Source organism: Opitutus sp. GAS368, from assembly GCF_900104925.1.
Classification (GTDB): domain Bacteria; phylum Verrucomicrobiota; class Verrucomicrobiia; order Opitutales; family Opitutaceae; genus Lacunisphaera.
Genome location: NZ_LT629735.1, coordinates 2,199,394 through 2,215,863 on the forward strand (window position 1 = coordinate 2,199,394; position 16,470 = coordinate 2,215,863).

General features: G+C 67.7%; 10 protein-coding genes and 1 other RNA gene. 7 read left to right on the plus strand and 4 right to left on the minus strand.

All coding sequences use genetic code 11. The annotated features are described in order from the left end of the window. Positions 1 to 69 precede the first annotated feature (69 nt). Both queF and BLU29_RS09420 read left to right on the plus strand, forming a co-directional pair. Positions 70 to 423: a preQ(1) synthase gene (queF, locus tag BLU29_RS09415; protein ID WP_091057091.1), complete on the plus strand. Its 354-nt coding sequence runs from the start codon at positions 70 to 72 to the stop codon at positions 421 to 423. 83 nt (positions 424 to 506) lie between these two features. After that, positions 507 to 1,172: a 3'-5' exonuclease gene (locus BLU29_RS09420; RefSeq protein ID WP_091057094.1), complete on the plus strand. Its 666-nt coding sequence runs from the start codon at positions 507 to 509 to the stop codon at positions 1,170 to 1,172. Between the two features lie 139 nt (positions 1,173 to 1,311). On the opposite strand, the gene BLU29_RS09425 is transcribed toward BLU29_RS09420, so the two are convergent. The 4 genes from BLU29_RS09425 to gyrB all read right to left on the minus strand — a co-directional run bounded on the left by BLU29_RS09425 (position 1,312) and on the right by gyrB (position 8,533). After that, entirely contained in the window at positions 1,312 to 2,625 is a 1,314-nt protein-coding gene (locus tag BLU29_RS09425; protein ID WP_197677678.1) for a M20/M25/M40 family metallo-hydrolase, read from the minus strand. Positions 2,626 to 2,757: 132 nt separating this feature from the next. Beyond that, the gene (locus BLU29_RS09430; RefSeq protein WP_091057099.1) at positions 2,758 to 3,237 is read right to left on the minus strand and encodes a PTS sugar transporter subunit IIA; all 480 of its coding nucleotides are present in this window, start codon (positions 3,235 to 3,237) and stop codon (positions 2,758 to 2,760) included. 201 nt (positions 3,238 to 3,438) lie between these two features. Then, entirely contained in the window at positions 3,439 to 5,925 is a 2,487-nt protein-coding gene (gene gyrA / locus BLU29_RS09435; protein ID WP_091057101.1) for a DNA gyrase subunit A, read from the minus strand. 85 nt (positions 5,926 to 6,010) lie between these two features. Next, positions 6,011 to 8,533, minus strand: a complete 2,523-nt coding sequence (gene gyrB, locus BLU29_RS09440) for a DNA topoisomerase (ATP-hydrolyzing) subunit B (protein WP_091057104.1) — start codon at positions 8,531 to 8,533, stop codon at positions 6,011 to 6,013. Positions 8,534 to 8,809: 276 nt separating this feature from the next. Here gyrB and BLU29_RS09445 point away from each other — a divergent pair, with 276 nt between their 5' ends. The 5 genes from BLU29_RS09445 to BLU29_RS09465 all read left to right on the plus strand — a co-directional run bounded on the left by BLU29_RS09445 (position 8,810) and on the right by BLU29_RS09465 (position 16,445). After that, positions 8,810 to 9,517, plus strand: a complete 708-nt coding sequence (locus BLU29_RS09445; protein WP_091057105.1) for a C4-type zinc ribbon domain-containing protein — start codon at positions 8,810 to 8,812, stop codon at positions 9,515 to 9,517. Beyond that, positions 9,518 to 9,925, plus strand: an RNA gene (gene rnpB, locus BLU29_RS09450) — RNase P RNA component class A. It begins immediately after the preceding gene. Between the two features lie 196 nt (positions 9,926 to 10,121). Next, the gene (gene rpsT, locus BLU29_RS09455; protein ID WP_091057108.1) at positions 10,122 to 10,385 is read left to right on the plus strand and encodes a 30S ribosomal protein S20; all 264 of its coding nucleotides are present in this window, start codon (positions 10,122 to 10,124) and stop codon (positions 10,383 to 10,385) included. A 145-nt stretch (positions 10,386 to 10,530) separates the two neighbouring features. After that, on the plus strand, positions 10,531 to 13,323 hold the full coding sequence (locus BLU29_RS09460) for a PD-(D/E)XK nuclease family protein (RefSeq protein ID WP_091057110.1): 2,793 nt from the start codon (positions 10,531 to 10,533) through the stop codon (positions 13,321 to 13,323). Continuing rightward, positions 13,320 to 16,445, plus strand: coding sequence for a UvrD-helicase domain-containing protein (locus tag BLU29_RS09465; RefSeq protein WP_091061051.1), 3,126 nt, complete (start codon positions 13,320 to 13,322; stop codon positions 16,443 to 16,445). Before BLU29_RS09460 ends, BLU29_RS09465 begins: the two co-directional genes overlap by 4 nt. The last annotated feature ends 25 nt before the right edge of the window (positions 16,446 to 16,470 follow it).

The window sequence follows — 16,470 nt, forward strand, 5'->3', positions numbered from 1 at the left end:
GTGCCAAGAGAAGGTTGCTGCCATCCGGGTCTTGTTACTTGATGCCTGTCACTTGATACTTTCCTCACCATGGCTGATAAAAAGATCCTCGAAACCTTCCCCAACCCCGCGCCGCAGCGCGACTACGTGATCGAGCACACGCACCACGAGTTCACCTCGGTGTGCCCGATGACGGGCCACCCCGACTTCGCCGACATCACCGTCCGCTACGTGGCGGACAAGAAGTGCGTCGAGCTGAAGTCGCTGAAGCTCTATTTCCACGCCTACCGCAACGAGGGCATCTTCTTTGAGGCGGTGACGAACAAGATCTGCGACGATCTCGGCACGGTGCTCAAGCCCCGCAGCCTGACCATTATTTCCAAATGGAAGGCCCGCGGCGGTTTCTCGTCGGTCGTCACGGCCGAGTGGAAGAGGAAACGGTAGGCACCACTAATCCACACTAATAGGACACTAATGAAATCAGTGGTTCTGATTAGTGAATGATTGGTGGAGATTGGTGGTGACCCATGCCTTGGACTGAAACGCCGATCCATTTCATCGACTTCGAGGGCAATGCCGCCAGCGGCATCATCGAGTTTGGCGTGGTGACATTGCGCGGCGGAGCCATCGCCGAAACCCGCACGCGGCTCTGCCGGACGCTGGGCCGCGTGGCGCCGGAGGACACGGCGGTGCACGGACTGACGGAGGCGGCGCTGCGGCCGTTCGCGCCGTTCAAGGACGAGTGGGAGTATTTTGCGGGGTTGCGCGAGAGCGGTCCGCTGGCGGCACACTTCGCCCACGCGGAAAATTTCCTGCTGAAGGGCGCGTGGGCCTACCCGCGCAGCGCGCCGGATTTTGCCCGGCCGGGAAAGACCACGGCCGAGTGGGGCCCGTGGATCGACACCGGCCGGCTCTATCCGCAGTTCTTCCCGCAGCTCGGCGACGGCCAGCTGGAGCAGCTGGTCGCGGCGTGCGGCCTGCAGGCCGAGCTCGACGCGCTGGCGGCGCAGCATTGCCCGGCGGGCCGGCGGCAATACCACGCCGCGCTCTACGATGCGTTCGGCGGCGCGCTGCTGCTGCAGGCCCTGCTCAAGCGGCCCGAGTTCGTCGCGTCGACCATCCCCTGGCTCCTGCAGATGAGCACGCTCGACGCGGGCAAGCGCGGCGCGCTGCAGCAGGGGGATTTGTTCTGAGGCTGTAGGGCCGGTGCTTGTCGCCGGGCCGGTAGGGGCGCTTGCCCTCAAGCGTCCTTCGAAGGGCCGTTGAGGGCAACGGCCCCTACCGAGGATAGGTCCGCCGACTAGCGGCGACCCTACATTTTCGAACCGGGGCTCACAGCCCGTATTGGTCGACCAGGTAAATCAGCGACGCCATCGCGGCGGCGCCGAGCTCGAGCTCGCGCGGGTTTACCTTGTCGATGCTGTCCTCGGTCGTGTGATGGATGTCGAAGTAGCGCTGGGAGTCGGGCGTCAGGCCGGCGACGGTGGTGCCCTGGGCGAGGAGCGGGTGCACGTCCGTGCCGCCGACGCCGTCCGAGAAGCTGTAGATGCCGTAGGGTTCGAACAGGCCGCGCCAGCGGGCGGCGCGCCGAGCGGCGTTGCCGGCGGGGTTGCCGAGGTTGAAGCCGCGGGGCTGGAAGCCGCCGTTGTCGGTCTCCAGGGCGAAGAGGTGCTGCTCCTTCTTCTCCTGCACGGCGGTGGAGTAGGCGGTGGCGCCGCGGGTGCCGTTCTCCTCGTTGGTGAAGAGCACGACGCGGAGGGTGTGGCGCGGCTGGTAGCCGGCGGCCTTCAGCAGGCGCATGACCTCGATGGACTGAACGACGCCCGAGCCGTCGTCGTGCGCGCCCGGCGCGATGTCCCACGCGTCGAGATGGCCGCCGACGACGATGATCTGTTCGGGGTGCTCCGAGCCGCGGAGCTCGCCGATGACATTGTGCGAGGGTGCATCCTCGAACCAGCGGGAGTTGATGGTCATTTCGACCGTGAGGGAGGAGTCGAGCTTGAGCGCGGCGCTGAGATTGTCCGCGGCGATGGTGCTGAGGGCGGCCGCGGGGATTTTCGGGCCGTCAGGCGGGTAGGTGGTGGCGCCGGTGTGGGGCACGTCGTCATGCGCGTGGGTGAGCGAGCGCACGAGCGCGCCGACGGCGCCGTATTTCGCCGCCTCGCCGGGGCCTTGGTTGCGTTGGTCGCCGGCGTCGCGGTAGGAGAGGCCGGGGTTGATGTATTCGGGGTTCATCGGCCGGTTGAAAAACACGATCTTGCCCTTCACGTCCGTGGTCTTGAGGGCCGCCAGCGATTGCACCTCGACGACCGGGGCGCGCAGGCCGCCGGCCGGCGTGGGCACGGAGCCGCCGAGGGCGACTGCGGTAAGTTTCACCCCGCCGACGATGGCGATGCTCTCTTTCGCGCCGCGTTCCCAATGCGGCACCATCGCAGGCTGGAGTTCGGTGCGGTCGGCGCCGGTGGCCTTGAGGAGGGCCTCGCCCCACTGCACGGCGCCCTCGAGGTTTTTCGAACCGGCGAGGCGGCCGGGATATTTCGTGGTCAGCTCGCGCAGGTGCTCATAGGCCGGGCCGTTGGTGAGCGCGGCGGTGTAGATCGCGCGCAGCATTTTCTCATCGGCCGCGGTACCCTCGGCGGCACGCACAGGGTTGAACAAAGTGGCAGCGCAGAGCGCGGCGACAGAGGCAAGAGGAGTCGGAAAGCGCATCCGCCCAAGATTGCCGGGACGGACTTTCTGGCAAGCGGGGAGTTGGGCCGGGCGGGCGCGCCCACAAGCCTATTTGGCCGGACCGAGCACCTTGTCCTCGAGTTCCTTCACCGTGGCGATGAAGGCCTCGGGCGTCTTGGCCGTGAAGAGCGCCTCACGCTGCGGGGCCTCCTTGATCAGGCGGCAGAGCGAGCCGACGAGCATCAGGTAGTCGCCGGGATTCGACTTGGGCGTGCCGAGCACGAACATCAGGCGGACGTTCTGGTTGCTGTTCTCAAAGTGGACGCCGGTGTCGCTGCGGCCGACGGCGATGACGATCTTCTTCACGTGCTCCGTGCGCGCATGGGGCAGGGCGATCTCGTTGCCGAGGCAGGTGGTGTCGAGCTGTTCACGGGCCAGCAACTCGTTGTAAAACCCCGGGAAATTGCCGACGTTCGGGTCGCTTTCCAAGAGCTTGGCGACCTCGTTGATCGCGGCGGTGCGCCTGGTGCTGGCGACCGAAAGATTGATGCTTTGCGGCGTGAGGAGACTGGAGAGACGGGCGGCCATGCAGGTGACGTATGATAGTAGGAGAATCACGCCCCGGGTGGTTGCAAGGCAGGAGTAGGCGCGGCCGTCCGCCGCCGCCAATGCTGTGGCGAGACAAGCCGGGCAAAACAAAGGCGCGCCGATTGGGGCGCGCCTTGGAGCTGGTGGTAGGGGCCGTTGCCCTCAACGGCCCGGGCGCTTGAGGGCAAGCGCCCCTACCGATTACGTCGTCGCCGGCGGCGGCTCGCCGGGCGCGGCGCTGTTGGCGGCCTCTTCCTCGTCGGACTCGACGACACGGGCGATGGCCAGGAGCTTGTCGCCTTCCTCGAGGTTGACGAGGCGGACGCCCTTGGCGCCGCGGCCGGTCTCGCGGATCTGGGCGACGGGGGTGCGGATGCTCTGGCCCTTGGCCGTGAGCAGCATCACCTCGTCGGTGTCGCGGACGCTGAGCGCGCCGGCGACGTTGACGGAGCCGTCCTCGGGGAGGTCGATGGCGATGACGCCGGTGCCACCGCGGGAGATGAGGCGGTAGTCCTCGAACGGCGTGCGCTTGCCGATGCCGTCCTCGCGGGCGATGAGCAGGCGGGCCTGGGCGTCGCAGACCTCGATGGCCTTGACGTAGTCGCCGTCATACTTGAAGCGCATGCCGGTGACGCCGACGGTGTCGCGGCCCTGGTCGCGGAGGTCGGCCTCGACGAAGCGGACGGCCTGGCCCTTGGCGGAGACAAGGACGACCTCGTTCTCGCCGTCGGTCAGGACGCAGCCGACGAGGGTGTCGCCCGCCTCGAGCTTGATGCCGCGCAGGCCGCTCTCGCGGGTGGCGTTGATGTAATCGGCGAGGTTGGTCTTCTTGGTGATGCCGGCCTTGGTGGCCATCACGATGTGGTGGACCGGGTCGAACTCCTTCACGCAGACCATGGCGGCGATCTTCTCGCCGGCGTTGAGGCGGAGGAAGGAGGAGACGGACTTGCCCTTGGCGGTGCGGGTGCCCTCGGGGATGTCGTAGATCTTCTTGGCGAGGCACTGGCCCGTGCTGGTGAAGAAGAGGACGTAGTCGTGGGTCGAGGCCGTGAAGAGCGTCTCGACGAAATCCTCCTCGTAGGTCTCGGCGCCGATGACGCCCTTGCCGCCGCGCTTCTGGGCCCGGTAGGCGGCGACGGGGGTGCGCTTGATGAAACCGAGGTGGGAGACGGTGATGACGCAGCCCTCGTTGGGGATGACGTCCTCCATGCGGAGGTCGCCCTCGGCGTCGATGATCTCGGTGCGGCGGGGGGAGGCGTATTTGTCGCGCAGCACGAGGAGCTCGGACTTGATCAGCGCGAGGAGCCTGGCCTCGGAGTTGAGGATGCCCTGGAGCTCGTCGATGAGCTTCATGAGCTCGAGGTATTCCGCCTCGATCTTGCCGCGCTCGAGGCCGGTCAGCTGGTAGAGGCGGAGCTCGAGGATGGCGTTGGTCTGGATCTCGGAGAGAGGATATTTCGCCATCAGGCGGACCTTGGCCTCGTCGCGGTTGGACGAGGCGCGGATGATCTTCACGAAGTCATCCAGGTTATCGAGGGCGATGATGTAGCCCTCGAGGATGTGGGCGCGGGCCTTGGCCTGGTTAAGGCGGAACTGGGTGCGGCGCGTGACCACGTCGCGGCGGTGGTCGATGTAGCACTCCAGGAGTTCCTTGATGTTCATCTGCTTCGGCCGCTTCTTGTCGAGGGCCAGCAGGATGACGCCGAAGGAGGACTCGAGGGCGGTCTTCTGGTAGAGCTGGTTGATGACGACCTGGGCCTGCTCGCCGCGCTTGAGCTCGATGACGATGCGCGTGTTCTCGTCGGACTCGTCGCGCAGGTCGCGGATGCCGTCGATCTCCTTCTCGCGGACAAGCTCGGCGATGCGCAGCACGAGGGTGGCGCGGTTCACGTTGTAGGGGATCTCGGTGATGATGATCTGCTCGCCGCCGCCCTTGAGCTCCTCGGTGTGGGCCTTGCCGCGCATGCGGACGATGCCGCGGCCGGTGGTGAGGTAGGACTTGATGCCGGCGCGGCCGTTGATGTAGCCGCCGGTCGGGAAATCCGGGCCGGGGATGTAGCCGACCAGCTCGTCGACGGTGATGCCCGGGCGGTCGATGATGGCGCAGGCGGCGTCGATGATCTCGGAGAGGTTGTGCGGCGGGATGTTCGTCGTCATGCCGACGGCGATGCCGGTCGAGCCGTTCATCAGCAGGTTCGGCAGCGCGGCGGGGAGGACGGTCGGCTCGGTGGTCGACTCCTTGTAGTTGGGGACGAAGTCGACGGTGTCCTCCTCGATGTCCTTGAGGAGTTCCTCGGCGATGTCGCGCAGGCGCGCCTCGGTGTAGCGGTAGGCGGCCGGCGGATCGCCGTCGACGGAGCCGAAGTTGCCCTGCGGGTCGATGAGCTGGTAGCGCATGACCCAGTTCTGGGCGAGGCGGACGAGCGTGTCGTAGACCGAGGAGTCGCCGTGCGGGTGGTAGTTCTTGAGCACCTCGCCGACGACGCCGGCGCACTTGTCGAAGGCGCGGTTGTGGACCAGGCCCTCGCGGAGCATCGCGTAGAGGATGCGGCGCTGGACGGGCTTCAGGCCGTCGCGGGCGTCGGGCAGGGCACGCGAGATGATGACCGACATCGAATACTCGATGTAAGCCGTCTGCATGATGTCGGTGATGTTGGCCGAGGAGAGTTTTTCGTTCTGAGTATACATTCTGGAATCTTTCTCGTTCTCTTACTCTTTCTCGTTCCCGCCGGTTCCCGATCAAGAGAACGAGCAGGAGAACGAGAAAGATTGATCACACGTCCAGATACTGGACGTTTAATGCGTTGTCCTCGATGAACTGGCGGCGGGGCGGGACCTCGTCGCCCATGAGGAGGGTGAAGAGGGCGTCGGCCTTGGCGGCGTCGGTGATGCTGACCTTGAGCAGGCGGCGGTGGTCGGGGTCCATCGTGGTCTCGTAAAGCTGCTTCGGGTTCATTTCGCCGAGGCCCTTGTAGCGCTGGATGGAGAGGCCCTTGCGGCCGTTGGCGCGGATCTGGGTGAGGATGTCGAGCGGGGAGAAGAGCTCGGTCTTCGCCTCGGTCTTGGCGCCGGCGTTCTCGGTGATGGTGTAGCGAGCCTTGGCCGTGGGCGCGAACTGCGCGGTGTCGAGGCCGGCCTTGGCGAGGGCCTTGAGCAGCTTCGTTATCTCGGTGGACTCGAAGATCTCGTGGATGGTGACGCGACGCGTGACCTGGACCGGCGGGACGGTGGCGCCCGGGGCGGCGCTGTTGAGCTCGGCGTCCATGCCCTGCTTGCTGAGGAAGGCGGCGCGGGCCTTGTCGTCGGTCAGAAACTGGTGCGACTCCTTGTTGCCCTCGCGGACGCGGGCGATGTAGCGGGGCAGCTCGTGCGAGTCCTTGGCCGACTGGTCGAGGTATTCGGCGAGCGTGGCGCCGTGGCGGGTGATGCCGTGGCCGAGTTTCTCGAGGGCGCCGAGCATCTCGAGGATCTGGTCGATGGCGGCGGGGGCGAAGACGTGGCCGTCGCCGGTGCGGGCGAGCACAATCTCCTCGGAGCCAAGCTCAAGGAGGATGCGGTTGAGCTGCTCGTCGTTGTCGACGTATTGCTCGCGCTTCTTGCGCTTGATTTTGTAGAGGGGCGGCTGGGCGATGTAGACGTAGCCGCGCTCGATGATACCCTTCATCTGCCGGTAGAGGAAGGTGAGGAGGAGGGTGCGGATGTGCGAGCCGTCCACGTCGGCATCGGTCATGATGATGATGCGGTGGTAGCGGGCCTTGGCGGCGTTGAAGGCGGACTCGTCCTCGCCCGTGCCGATGCCGGTGCCGATGGCGGTGATGAGGGTGCGGATTTCCTCGTTGTTGAGGACCTTGTCGAGCTGGGCCTTCTCGGAGTTGATGAGCTTGCCGCGGAGCGGGAGGATGGCCTGGTAGCGGCGGTCACGGCCCTGTTTGGCGGAACCGCCGGCGGAGTCGCCCTCGACGATGTAGAGCTCGCAGATGGCCGGGTCCTTCTCGGAGCAGTCGGCCAGCTTGCCGGGGAGGCCGCCGCCGTGCAGGGCGCCCTTGCGGATGGTCTCGCGGGCCTTGCGGGCAGCCTCGCGGGCGCGGGCGGCGGTCAAGGACTTCTCGACGATGCGCTTGGCGACGCCGGTGTTGCTCTCGAAATAGAACATCAGGCCCTCGTAAGCGAGGGAGCCGACGATGCTCTCGACCTCGGGAGAGAGCAGCTTGACCTTGGTCTGCGACTCGAACTTCGGATCGCTGTGCTTGATCGAGATGACGGCGGCAAGGCCCTCGCGGACGTCGTCACCCGTGATCTGGGGATCCTTGTCCTTGAGGAGATTGTTGGCCTTGGAGAACTGGTTGATGGCGCGGGTGAGCGCGCTGCGGAAGCCGGAGAGGTGCGTGCCGCCGTCCGGGTTGTGGATCGTGTTGGTGTAGCAGAGGACCAGGTCGTTGTAGGTGTCGTTGTATTGGAGGACGATCTCGACGTGGATCTCCATCGGCTTGTCGTCGAGGGTGGTCTGGAGCTCCTTGGTGATGCGGACCGGCACGGGGTGCAGGGCGGTCTTGCCGGTGTTGATCTGCTTCACGAACTCCACGACGCCGTCCTTGTAGATGAAGACCTCGGTCTTGGGCGTGGACGGGCGCTCGTCGGTGAAGGTGATCTCGAGGCCGGAATTCAGAAAGGCGAGCTCGCGCAGGCGCTGGGCGATGATGTCCGACTTGAACACGGTGGTGTCGCGGAAGATCTCGGCGTCGGGCTTGAAGGTGATGAGCGTGCCGGTGCCCTTGGCCTTGCCGATGACCTCGAGCTTTTTGATGGTCTTGCCGCGCTCGAACTTCATGTGGTGGACCTGGCCGCCGCGGGAGACCTCGACCTCGAACCACTCGGAGACGGCGTTGACGCACTTGGCGCCGACGCCGTGCGTGCCGCCGGAGAACTTGTAGCCGCCCTGGCCGTATTTGCCGCCGGAGTGCAGCGTGGTGAGCACGAGCTCGACGCCCGGCAGGCCGCTGTCCTTGTTGATGTCGACCGGGATGCCGCGGCCGTTGTCGCGGATGCTGATCGAGCCGTCGACATGGATGGCGACCTCGATCTTGGAGCAATGGCCGGCGAGATGCTCGTCGACGGAGTTGTCCAAGACCTCGGAAACGCAGTGGTGCAGCGCGCGCTCGTCGGTGCCGCCGATATACATGCCGGGCTTCTTGCGGACCGCCTCGAGGCCCTTCAGCTGGCCCAGTTTATTGGCGTCGTAGTCGGCGGCGGCGGCGTTGGATTTGGCGAGAGTGGAGGCTTCTTCGGAGGCGGACATTTAGGGCGAAAATGGGTTGAAAAAAGGTCATGCAAAACGTGCGGTCCGACAAGGGTTTTCTCGCTATTTTCCGAGTTATTTTTCGCGTAAAAAACAGGTGCTTAAATCATTCTTAACCAATGATTAAAAATCTTCCGTTTTCGTTCAAAAAATTACCCTCTGAGCCAGCCGATTTCCAGCCGTGTTTTTGGCGAAAAACGACCCGGAAAACGGACCGCAATCACCGGGGAAAGTTTCGTTTGACCGCAGGGTGACCCGCCCCGCAATGTCGCCGCCATGGCTGCTCTCGATTTGTCCAAGCTGCTGGCGTTGCAGGAATCCGACTCGAAGCGCTTGGCGCTGGAGCACCAGCTGCAGGCGGCACCCCGCGAAATCGCGGCGGTCGAGGCCCGGATCGCGGCGGAAAAGGCCGCCATCGAGGCCGCCAAGGCCGAGTGGCACGCCCTGGAATCGAAGAAGAAACTGCTCGAGGTGGAGATCAAGAGCGCCGAGGGCAAGGCCGGCAAATATCGCACGCAGCAGCTCGAGGTGCGCAAGAACGACGAATACAAGGCGCTCACGCACGAGATCGAGACGACCGAGGCGACCATCAGCGGCTTTGAGGAGGAGGAGCTGAAGGTGATGTATTCGATCGACGAGGCGAAGAAACGCTTCGCCGCGGCCGAGGCCGAACTGAGGCAGAACATCGCCGGCCACGAGGGGAAGATCCGCACGCTCCGCGAGCGCGGGACGCAGCTGCAGGCCGAGCTGAAAGAGGCCCAGGCGGCGGTGGCGGCGGCCCGCCCGGCGGTGCCGGCCCCGCAACTGAAGATTTACGACCGGATCGCGCTCAAGCCCGGGCACCCCGTGTGCGTGACGGTAAACGGCGGACGCTGCGGCGGTTGCCACCTGAAGGTACCCACCCACATCGAGGTGATGGCCCGGACCGGGTCGGAAATTGCCACTTGCGACCAGTGCGGCCGGGTGGTCTATTGGGCGTCCTAGTTTCGGAGCCAGATCTTCGCTCCGCGTTCTTTGAACCAGGAGAGGAAAGTCCGGACACCACAGGGCGGGATTCCCCGTGAAAACGGGGGCAGGGCGCTTCAAGGCGACCTGACGGATAGTGTCACAGAGAATATACCGCCAACCGGGCAACCGGGAGGTAAGGGTGAAAAGGTGGGGTAAGAGCCCACCGCGCCGAAGGCAACGACGGCGGCATGAAAAACCCAATCCGGTGCAAGACTAAATAGGGGACTCGGCGGCCCGTCGGACAGTCCCGGGTTAGTCGCACTCCAGGCGCCGGCGCAAGCCGTCAGTCTGGGGAGGCGCGCTTTCGGGCGCGCCTAGAGAAATGAAGATCACGGCGCCGTTCGCGGCGCCCGACAGAATCCGGCTTACCGGCTGCGGAACTAGACCATACGCGGGGCGCGCTGTTAACCACGGCGCGCCCCGCTCCATTTTTACAAGGGAAGGGGCGTCCGTCCGGCTTGTCCGCCGTAGCCTTGGCGAAGGCGGAAGGCCGGGTTCCACCTTCGGCGGCCCGGGAGGAAAGCGCTTGACTCACCGGGGGGATTTTGGGTCTTTCGCCCTTCCAAATTTTCCAACCACCATGGCCAATACCAAGTCCGCTATCAAAGCCGCCCGCAAGTCGCTCCGCAACGCGTCCCGCAACCAGGCCGTCAAGACCCGCCTGAAGTCCCTGGCCAAGGCCGTCGCCGCCGCCGCCAAGGGCACCGACGCCGAGAAGGCCCGCGCCGCCGCCATCGCCTACAGCTCCGCCCTCGACCGCGCCGTGAAGAGCCACGTCATCCACCGCAACTCCGCCTCGAACCACAAGTCGCAGTGGGCGAAGCTGATCTTCGCCAAGAAATAAGCGGTTCGGCTTTTGATTTTCCCGCCCCGCGCGCCTCACCGCCGCGGGGCTTTTTGTCGGCATAGCGGAGCGACCGCCGGGTGTGATTCGCAAAACGGTTCTGCGGGGTTGAATTCGCGCGGCCAATCCGCGTTCATGGGCGGCCGTGCCTCCGCCCGCCAATGTCCGCCGCCATTTTCTCCCGTGGGACCGGCCGCTGCCCGCGCAGGCGGCGGCGTGGCTGGCTCGGGAATGGACCGGCGACGGCCCGCTCGATTTGGACGGAATACTGGTGATCGTGCCGACGCGGCAGTCGGGCCGGCGGCTGCGCGAGGTCCTGGCGGAGCATGCGGCCGCGCGCGGCTCGGCCGTGCTGGCGCCGCGCGTCGTGCTGCCGGAGGACCTGCTGGTCCCGCCCGAGGGTGCCGCCGTGGCGTCGCGCCTGGAGGCCCAGCTGGCATGGGCGGAGATCGTGCAGGCGGCCGAGCCGGAGGATTTCCGCGCGGTCTTCCCGGTGGATCCGCCGGCGCGCAACTTTGCCTGGGCCGCCCGTCTCGCCGCGCAATTGCTGCGCCTGCAGTCGGCGCTGGGCGAAAACGGCCTGCGGCTGCGCGATGTCGTCCGCCGCGCGGGCGACAGCCTGCCCGAGACGGAGCGCTGGACGCAACTGGCCGAGTTGGAGCGACGCTGCGACGCGGCGCTCGCCGCCCGCGGCCGGCGCCCGCTGCAGGCCGCGAGCATCGAGCTGGCCCGGGCACCGGTGCGGCCGGCCGGCATCACCCGCATCGTCTTGCTCGCCACGCCCGATCCGCTGCCGCTGGCCGTCGGAATTTTGACGGAGTGGGCGGCGTCCGTGCCGGTGGACGTGGTGATCTTCGGCCCTGCTGACGGCGCGGAGCTCTTTGACGAATGGGGCCGCCCGCGCGAGGAGGCTTGGTCGCGCCGGCCGCTGACTTTGCAGGATTTTTCGGCGCAGGTGCACTTGTGCGCCGATGCGGGTGACCAGGCGGCACAAGTGGCGGAACTGGCGCGGAGCTATGGCGCCCCCGAGGGTGCGCTGGCGGTCGGCGTGGCCGATGCCGAGGTGGCGCCCGCGTTGGAAAACGGGCTGCGCGGCGCGGGGCTGACGGGATTCAATCCGGGCGGACGGTCGCGCCGGGGCGACCACCTGCACGCCCTGCTCGCCGCGCTGGCGGCGTTGGTGCGGGAACCCGCGTTCGACACGGTGCAGGCGCTGGCGCGCGGTCCTGATTTCATGGCGTGGCTGGCGGTGCGCGGGGGCGGGAAGTTTTCGGTTGAGGCGATGCTCAAGGAGCTCGACGACCTGCACGCCCGGCACCTGCCGGCGACGATCCCGGCCGCGCTCGGCCACACCGCCCGGCGGCCCGCGGCCCGCGCCGCGCTGGAGGCGGCGCGGGAACTGCGCACCCAGCTCACGGGCGGCGGGTTTCCGGCCAATGCGGCCGCCGCGCTGGCGGCAATCTTTGGTTCGCGGCCGGTGGCCGGGGATTCGGCCCTGGCGGAATCGGCGGCGGCGTGGATGGACGTGCTGCGCGAAGCCGCGGCGGCGCAGCCGGATTTCCCGGGTCTCACCAACGGCGAGTGGTGGGAGCTGGCCCTGGCCCGGTTTGGCGAAAGCCTGCGCTTCGACGCGCGGCCCGCGGGGGCGGTGGACCTGCTCGGCTGGCTGGAACTCCTGTGGGAGGACGCGCCCCATCTTGTGGTCACCGGGTTGAACGACGGACGCGTGCCCGAGACGGTGGCGGGCGATCCCTTTTTGCCCGAGGCGCTGCGGGCACGGCTCGGCCTGAAGACCAACGAGGCGCGTTTTGCCCGCGACGCCTACCTGCTCGCCGCCCTGGCCGGGAGCCGCAAGGCGGCGGGCCGGCTGGACCTGCTCGTTGGCAAGGTGTCCGCGGCGGGCGATCCGTTGCGGCCGTCGCGGCTGCTGCTGGCGTGTGCGGACGAAGAACTGCCGGCGCGCGTGGCGGCGCTGTTCCGGCCGGTCGAGGCGGCGCGGCCCGGCTTGCCGTGGCGGCGCGCGTGGCGGCTCGTTCCGCCGGTTGTGCCGCCGCCGCCGCGCGTGTCGGTGACGGCGTTCCGCGATTACCTGCGCTGCCCGTTTCGTTTCTATCTCAGGCATGCGCTGAAGATGGAGACCGTCGATCCGTTCAAGAGCGAGCTGGACGCGCTGGACTTCGGCACGCTCTGCCACGCGGCGTTGGAAGCGATGGGAAAGGAAATGGCGCTGCGCGACTGCACGGACGGCGCGGTGCTGCGGGAATTCCTGCTGGCGGAGGTGGACCGGCGGTCGCGTGACCGCTACGGCGCCGAGCTCACGCTGCCGTTGATCGTGCAGCTCGAGTCGGCGCGCCAGCGGCTGGCCCGCGCGGCGGAGGTGCAGGCCGCAGAGCGGGCGACGGGCTGGGTGATGGAGCACGTCGAGCGCAAGTTCGAGCTGGCGCTCGGTGCGGTCACCGTGAGCGGCAAGGTTGACCGCCTGGAACGACATGAGGTCACCGGTGCGGTGCGGGTGATCGATTACAAGACGTCGGACAAGGGCGTGTCGCCGTTGGCGGCCCACGTGCGGAGCGCGCGGCGCAACGAGACCGCGCCGGCCTGGGCGCGGTTCACGATCGGCGGCAAGGAACTCGTGTGGACCGACCTGCAGCTGCCGCTTTACCTCGAGGCCCTGGCGGGGGAGTTCGGCGTCGCCACCGGCGCGGGCTATTTCAACCTGCCCAAGGCCGTCGGCGAGACGGGGCTGGTGCCCTGGGAGGATTACGACGCGGCCTGGCGGGCGGCGGCCCGGCGCTGCGCAGAGGGCGTGGCCGCCGGCGTGGCGGCGGGGATTTTCTGGCCGCCGGCCGAGGTGCCGCCGCGGGAGGAGGACGACGCCTTTGCGGGGCTGTTTCACCACGGCACGGCGGCGAGCGTGGATTGGAGGGGCGCGTCATGAGTCCGACCGGCCATGTGATGATCCTCGCGTCGGCGGGCTCGGGCAAGACCTACGCCCTGACGAACCGCTACGTGCGGCTGCTGGCGCACGGCGCGCCGCCGGAACGGATTGCGGCGCTGACGTTCACCCGCAAGGCGGCCGGCGAGTTCTTTGACGAGATCCTGAAGAAGCTGGCCGGCGCGGCGAGCGACGAGGCCGCCGCGAAGAAACTGGCGGCCGAGATCGAGGTCCCCGGGCTGCGATCAGCCGATTTCCTGAAGCTGCTGCGTGGGGTGACCGAGGCGATGCACCGGCTCAACCTCGGGACGCTCGACAGTTTTTTTGCACGGGTGGTGCGGGCCTTTCCGCTCGAACTCGGGCTGGCCGGCGACTTCGAGGTGCTGCAGGAGCACGCGGCGCGGCTGGAGCGGCGGCGCGTGCTGCGGCGCATGTTCGCGCACACCGCGGGCGGCACCGCGCGGCAGGATTTCATCGAGGCCTTCAAGCGCGCGACCTTCGGCACCGAGGAAAAACGGCTGGGTGCGCGGCTGGACGCGTTCCTCGACGAACACGCCGAGGTGTATCTCGCCGCGCCGGACGGGGCCGTCTGGGGGCACGCCGGGCGGATCTGGCCGCAGGGCAACCCCTGGCTGGCGGCCGCGGACGCGAAGAAGCGCAGCGCGGCGGCCGCGGGGCTGAAGGCGGCGCTGCCGTGGGCGACGCTCAGCGACAAACAGCGGTCGCGATGGGAGGATTTTTTTGCCGCGCTGCCCGACTGGGCGCCGGGCGCCCCCCTGCCCAGGCCGATCGCCTACATCGTGGACAACGCATTCAAGGCCTGGCCCGGGCTGACCGAGGTCACCGTCGAGCGGAAGAAGATGCCGCTGGCGCCGGACGCGAGCCTGACGCTGCGCGCGCTGGTCAGCGGCCTCGTCGGCGCCGAACTCTCGCGCCGGCTGGAGACGACGCAAGGCATGTTCGCCGTGCTGCGCGGCTACGAGGAGGTTTATGACGATGCGGTGCGGCGGGCGGGCCGGCTGACCTTCGCCGATGTGCAGCGCCTGCTGCGACCGGACACCCCCGACGGAGCGCGGCGGCTGACGCGCGAGGCGGCGGCGGAAGCGCGGCTGTTCATCGACTGGCGGCTCGACGCACAGATCGACCACTGGCTGCTGGACGAATTCCAGGACACGAGCTTCGGCCAGTGGAGCGTGCTGCGGAACCTGATCGACGAGGCGGTGCAGGACCCGACCGGCGCGCGGAGCTTCTTCTATGTCGGAGACGTGAAGCAGGCGATCTACGCCTGGCGCGAGGGTGACTCGCGGCTCTTCCGCGAGATTTTCGACCACTACAATGCGGAAGCTCCCGGCACGATCCGCGAGGAGCGGCGCGACAAGTCATGGCGCTCCGGCCCGGCCGTGATCGCGACGGTCAACCGCGTGCTCGGCGACGGCGAGGCGCTGGCGCGGCTATTTCCGGCGGAGGCCGTGGCGCGATGGACAAGGGAGTGGCGCGACCACGAGAGCGCGCAGCCGAAGCTGGGCGGCTATGCGGCGTTGCGGACCGCGGAGGACGAAGCTGGCCGCTTTGCGGCGACGCTGCAGGTCCTCACGGAGACGCGGGCGTTGGAGCGCGGGCTGAGTGTGGCGGTGCTGGTGCAGAAGAACAGCACGGCGGCCGGACTGGCGGATTACCTCCGGCGCGAGGGCGGGCTGCCGGCGGTGGCGGAGTCGGATCTGCACGTCGGGACGGACAACCCGCTGGCGAGCGTGGTGCTGGCCTTGTTCCGGGCCGCCGCGCATCCGGGCGATCAGTCAGCGTGGGTGCAGTTGGCGATGACGCCACTGCGCGCGGTGCTGGAGGCGGAGAATTGCACGAGTGGTGATGCGCTGGCGCCGCACCTGCTGGGCGAGATCCACACGGCAGGTTTCGAGCGGACCGTGGAAGCGTGGGTGCGCAAGCTGGAGCCGGCGCTGGCGGCGGACGATGCGTTCAGCCGGGAACGTGGCCGCCAACTGGCCGATGCGGCGCGATTGTTCGATGAGACGGGCAGCCGCGACGTGGCGGAGTTCGTGCAATTCGTGGAGCGACACACGGTGCGGGACACCGACACGGCGGCGGTGGTGCGCGTGATGACGGTGCACAAAGCGAAGGGGTTGGGCTTCGACCTCGTGGTGCTGCCGGACCTGGAGGGAACGAGACTGGCGGCCCGGCGGCGCGGGCTGGCGGTGCAGCGGGCGCCCGACCGGACGGTGGACTGGGTCTTCGATCTGCCGCCGGAGATATTTTATGAGCGGGACGAGGTGTTGGCGGGGCACGTGGCCGCCGCGGAGGCCGATGCCTGCTACGAGGAGCTGGCCGTGCTTTACGTGGCGATGACGCGGGCGAAGCGGGCGATGTATATCATCACCGAGCCGGTCGGCACGTCGCAGTCGCACAATTTCCCGCGATTGCTGCAGGAAACGCTGGGCGAGGAATGGTCGTCGGGCGATGCGTGTTGGTTTGAAGCGGTCGGCGCCAGTGCGCCGGAGCCCAGGCCCCGGGCGGGTCTGCCCGTGGTGACAGCCTCGCCGGTGATCCGCCGTCCGGGCCGCACGCCGTCGGAGGCCAGGGAGACCGCCGTGGCTGGCGAGCGGCTGTTCGCACTGGAAGGAGGGAGGGCGGCGGACTTTGGCCGAGCGGTGCATGATCTGCTGGCGCAAGTGGAGTGGGCTGGCGCTCCGGACACAGCCCGGTGGGCGGCCGCCTGGCGGAGCAGTGACACCGCCGGGGCGGAAGCGCTGGCCTGCCTGCAGGCGCCGGATCTGGCGGAAGTCTGGACAAAACCGGCGGCGCGGTCGGAAGTGTGGCGGGAGCGGGCGTTCGAAATCGTGCTGGATGAAGCGTGGGTGACGGGGGTGTTTGACCGCGTCGTGGTGGAGCTGGCTGAAACCGGCCGGCCGTGTCGCGCCACGGTGTATGATTTCAAGACCGACCGCCGGGCGGGACCTGGCTTGCCGCGGGTGGCGACGCGACACGTGGCCCAGATCACGCTTTACCGCCGGGTGGTGGCGGTGCTCACGGGTCTGCCGGTGAAATCAGTCGGGGCCAAGCTGGTGTTTACCGAGACGGCCGAGAAATTGGCGGTGCCACCCGGCGATTAAATTGTGCTTTACAGCCCCGGGGGTG

Bases quoted from the DNA above. Each gene is read 5' to 3' on its own strand.
- queF (WP_091057091.1), top strand. From the start codon at position 70: ATGGCTGATAAAAAGATCCTCGAAACCTTCCCCAACCCCGCGCCGCAG.
- BLU29_RS09420 (WP_091057094.1), top strand. From the start codon at position 507: ATGCCTTGGACTGAAACGCCGATCCATTTCATCGACTTCGAGGGCAAT.
- BLU29_RS09430 (WP_091057099.1), bottom strand. From the start codon at position 3,237: ATGGCCGCCCGTCTCTCCAGTCTCCTCACGCCGCAAAGCATCAATCTT.
- gyrA (WP_091057101.1), bottom strand. From the start codon at position 5,925: ATGTATACTCAGAACGAAAAACTCTCCTCGGCCAACATCACCGACATC.
- gyrB (WP_091057104.1), bottom strand. From the start codon at position 8,533: ATGTCCGCCTCCGAAGAAGCCTCCACTCTCGCCAAATCCAACGCCGCC.
- BLU29_RS09445 (WP_091057105.1), top strand. From the start codon at position 8,810: ATGGCTGCTCTCGATTTGTCCAAGCTGCTGGCGTTGCAGGAATCCGAC.
- rpsT (WP_091057108.1), top strand. From the start codon at position 10,122: ATGGCCAATACCAAGTCCGCTATCAAAGCCGCCCGCAAGTCGCTCCGC.
- BLU29_RS09465 (WP_091061051.1), top strand. From the start codon at position 13,320: ATGAGTCCGACCGGCCATGTGATGATCCTCGCGTCGGCGGGCTCGGGC.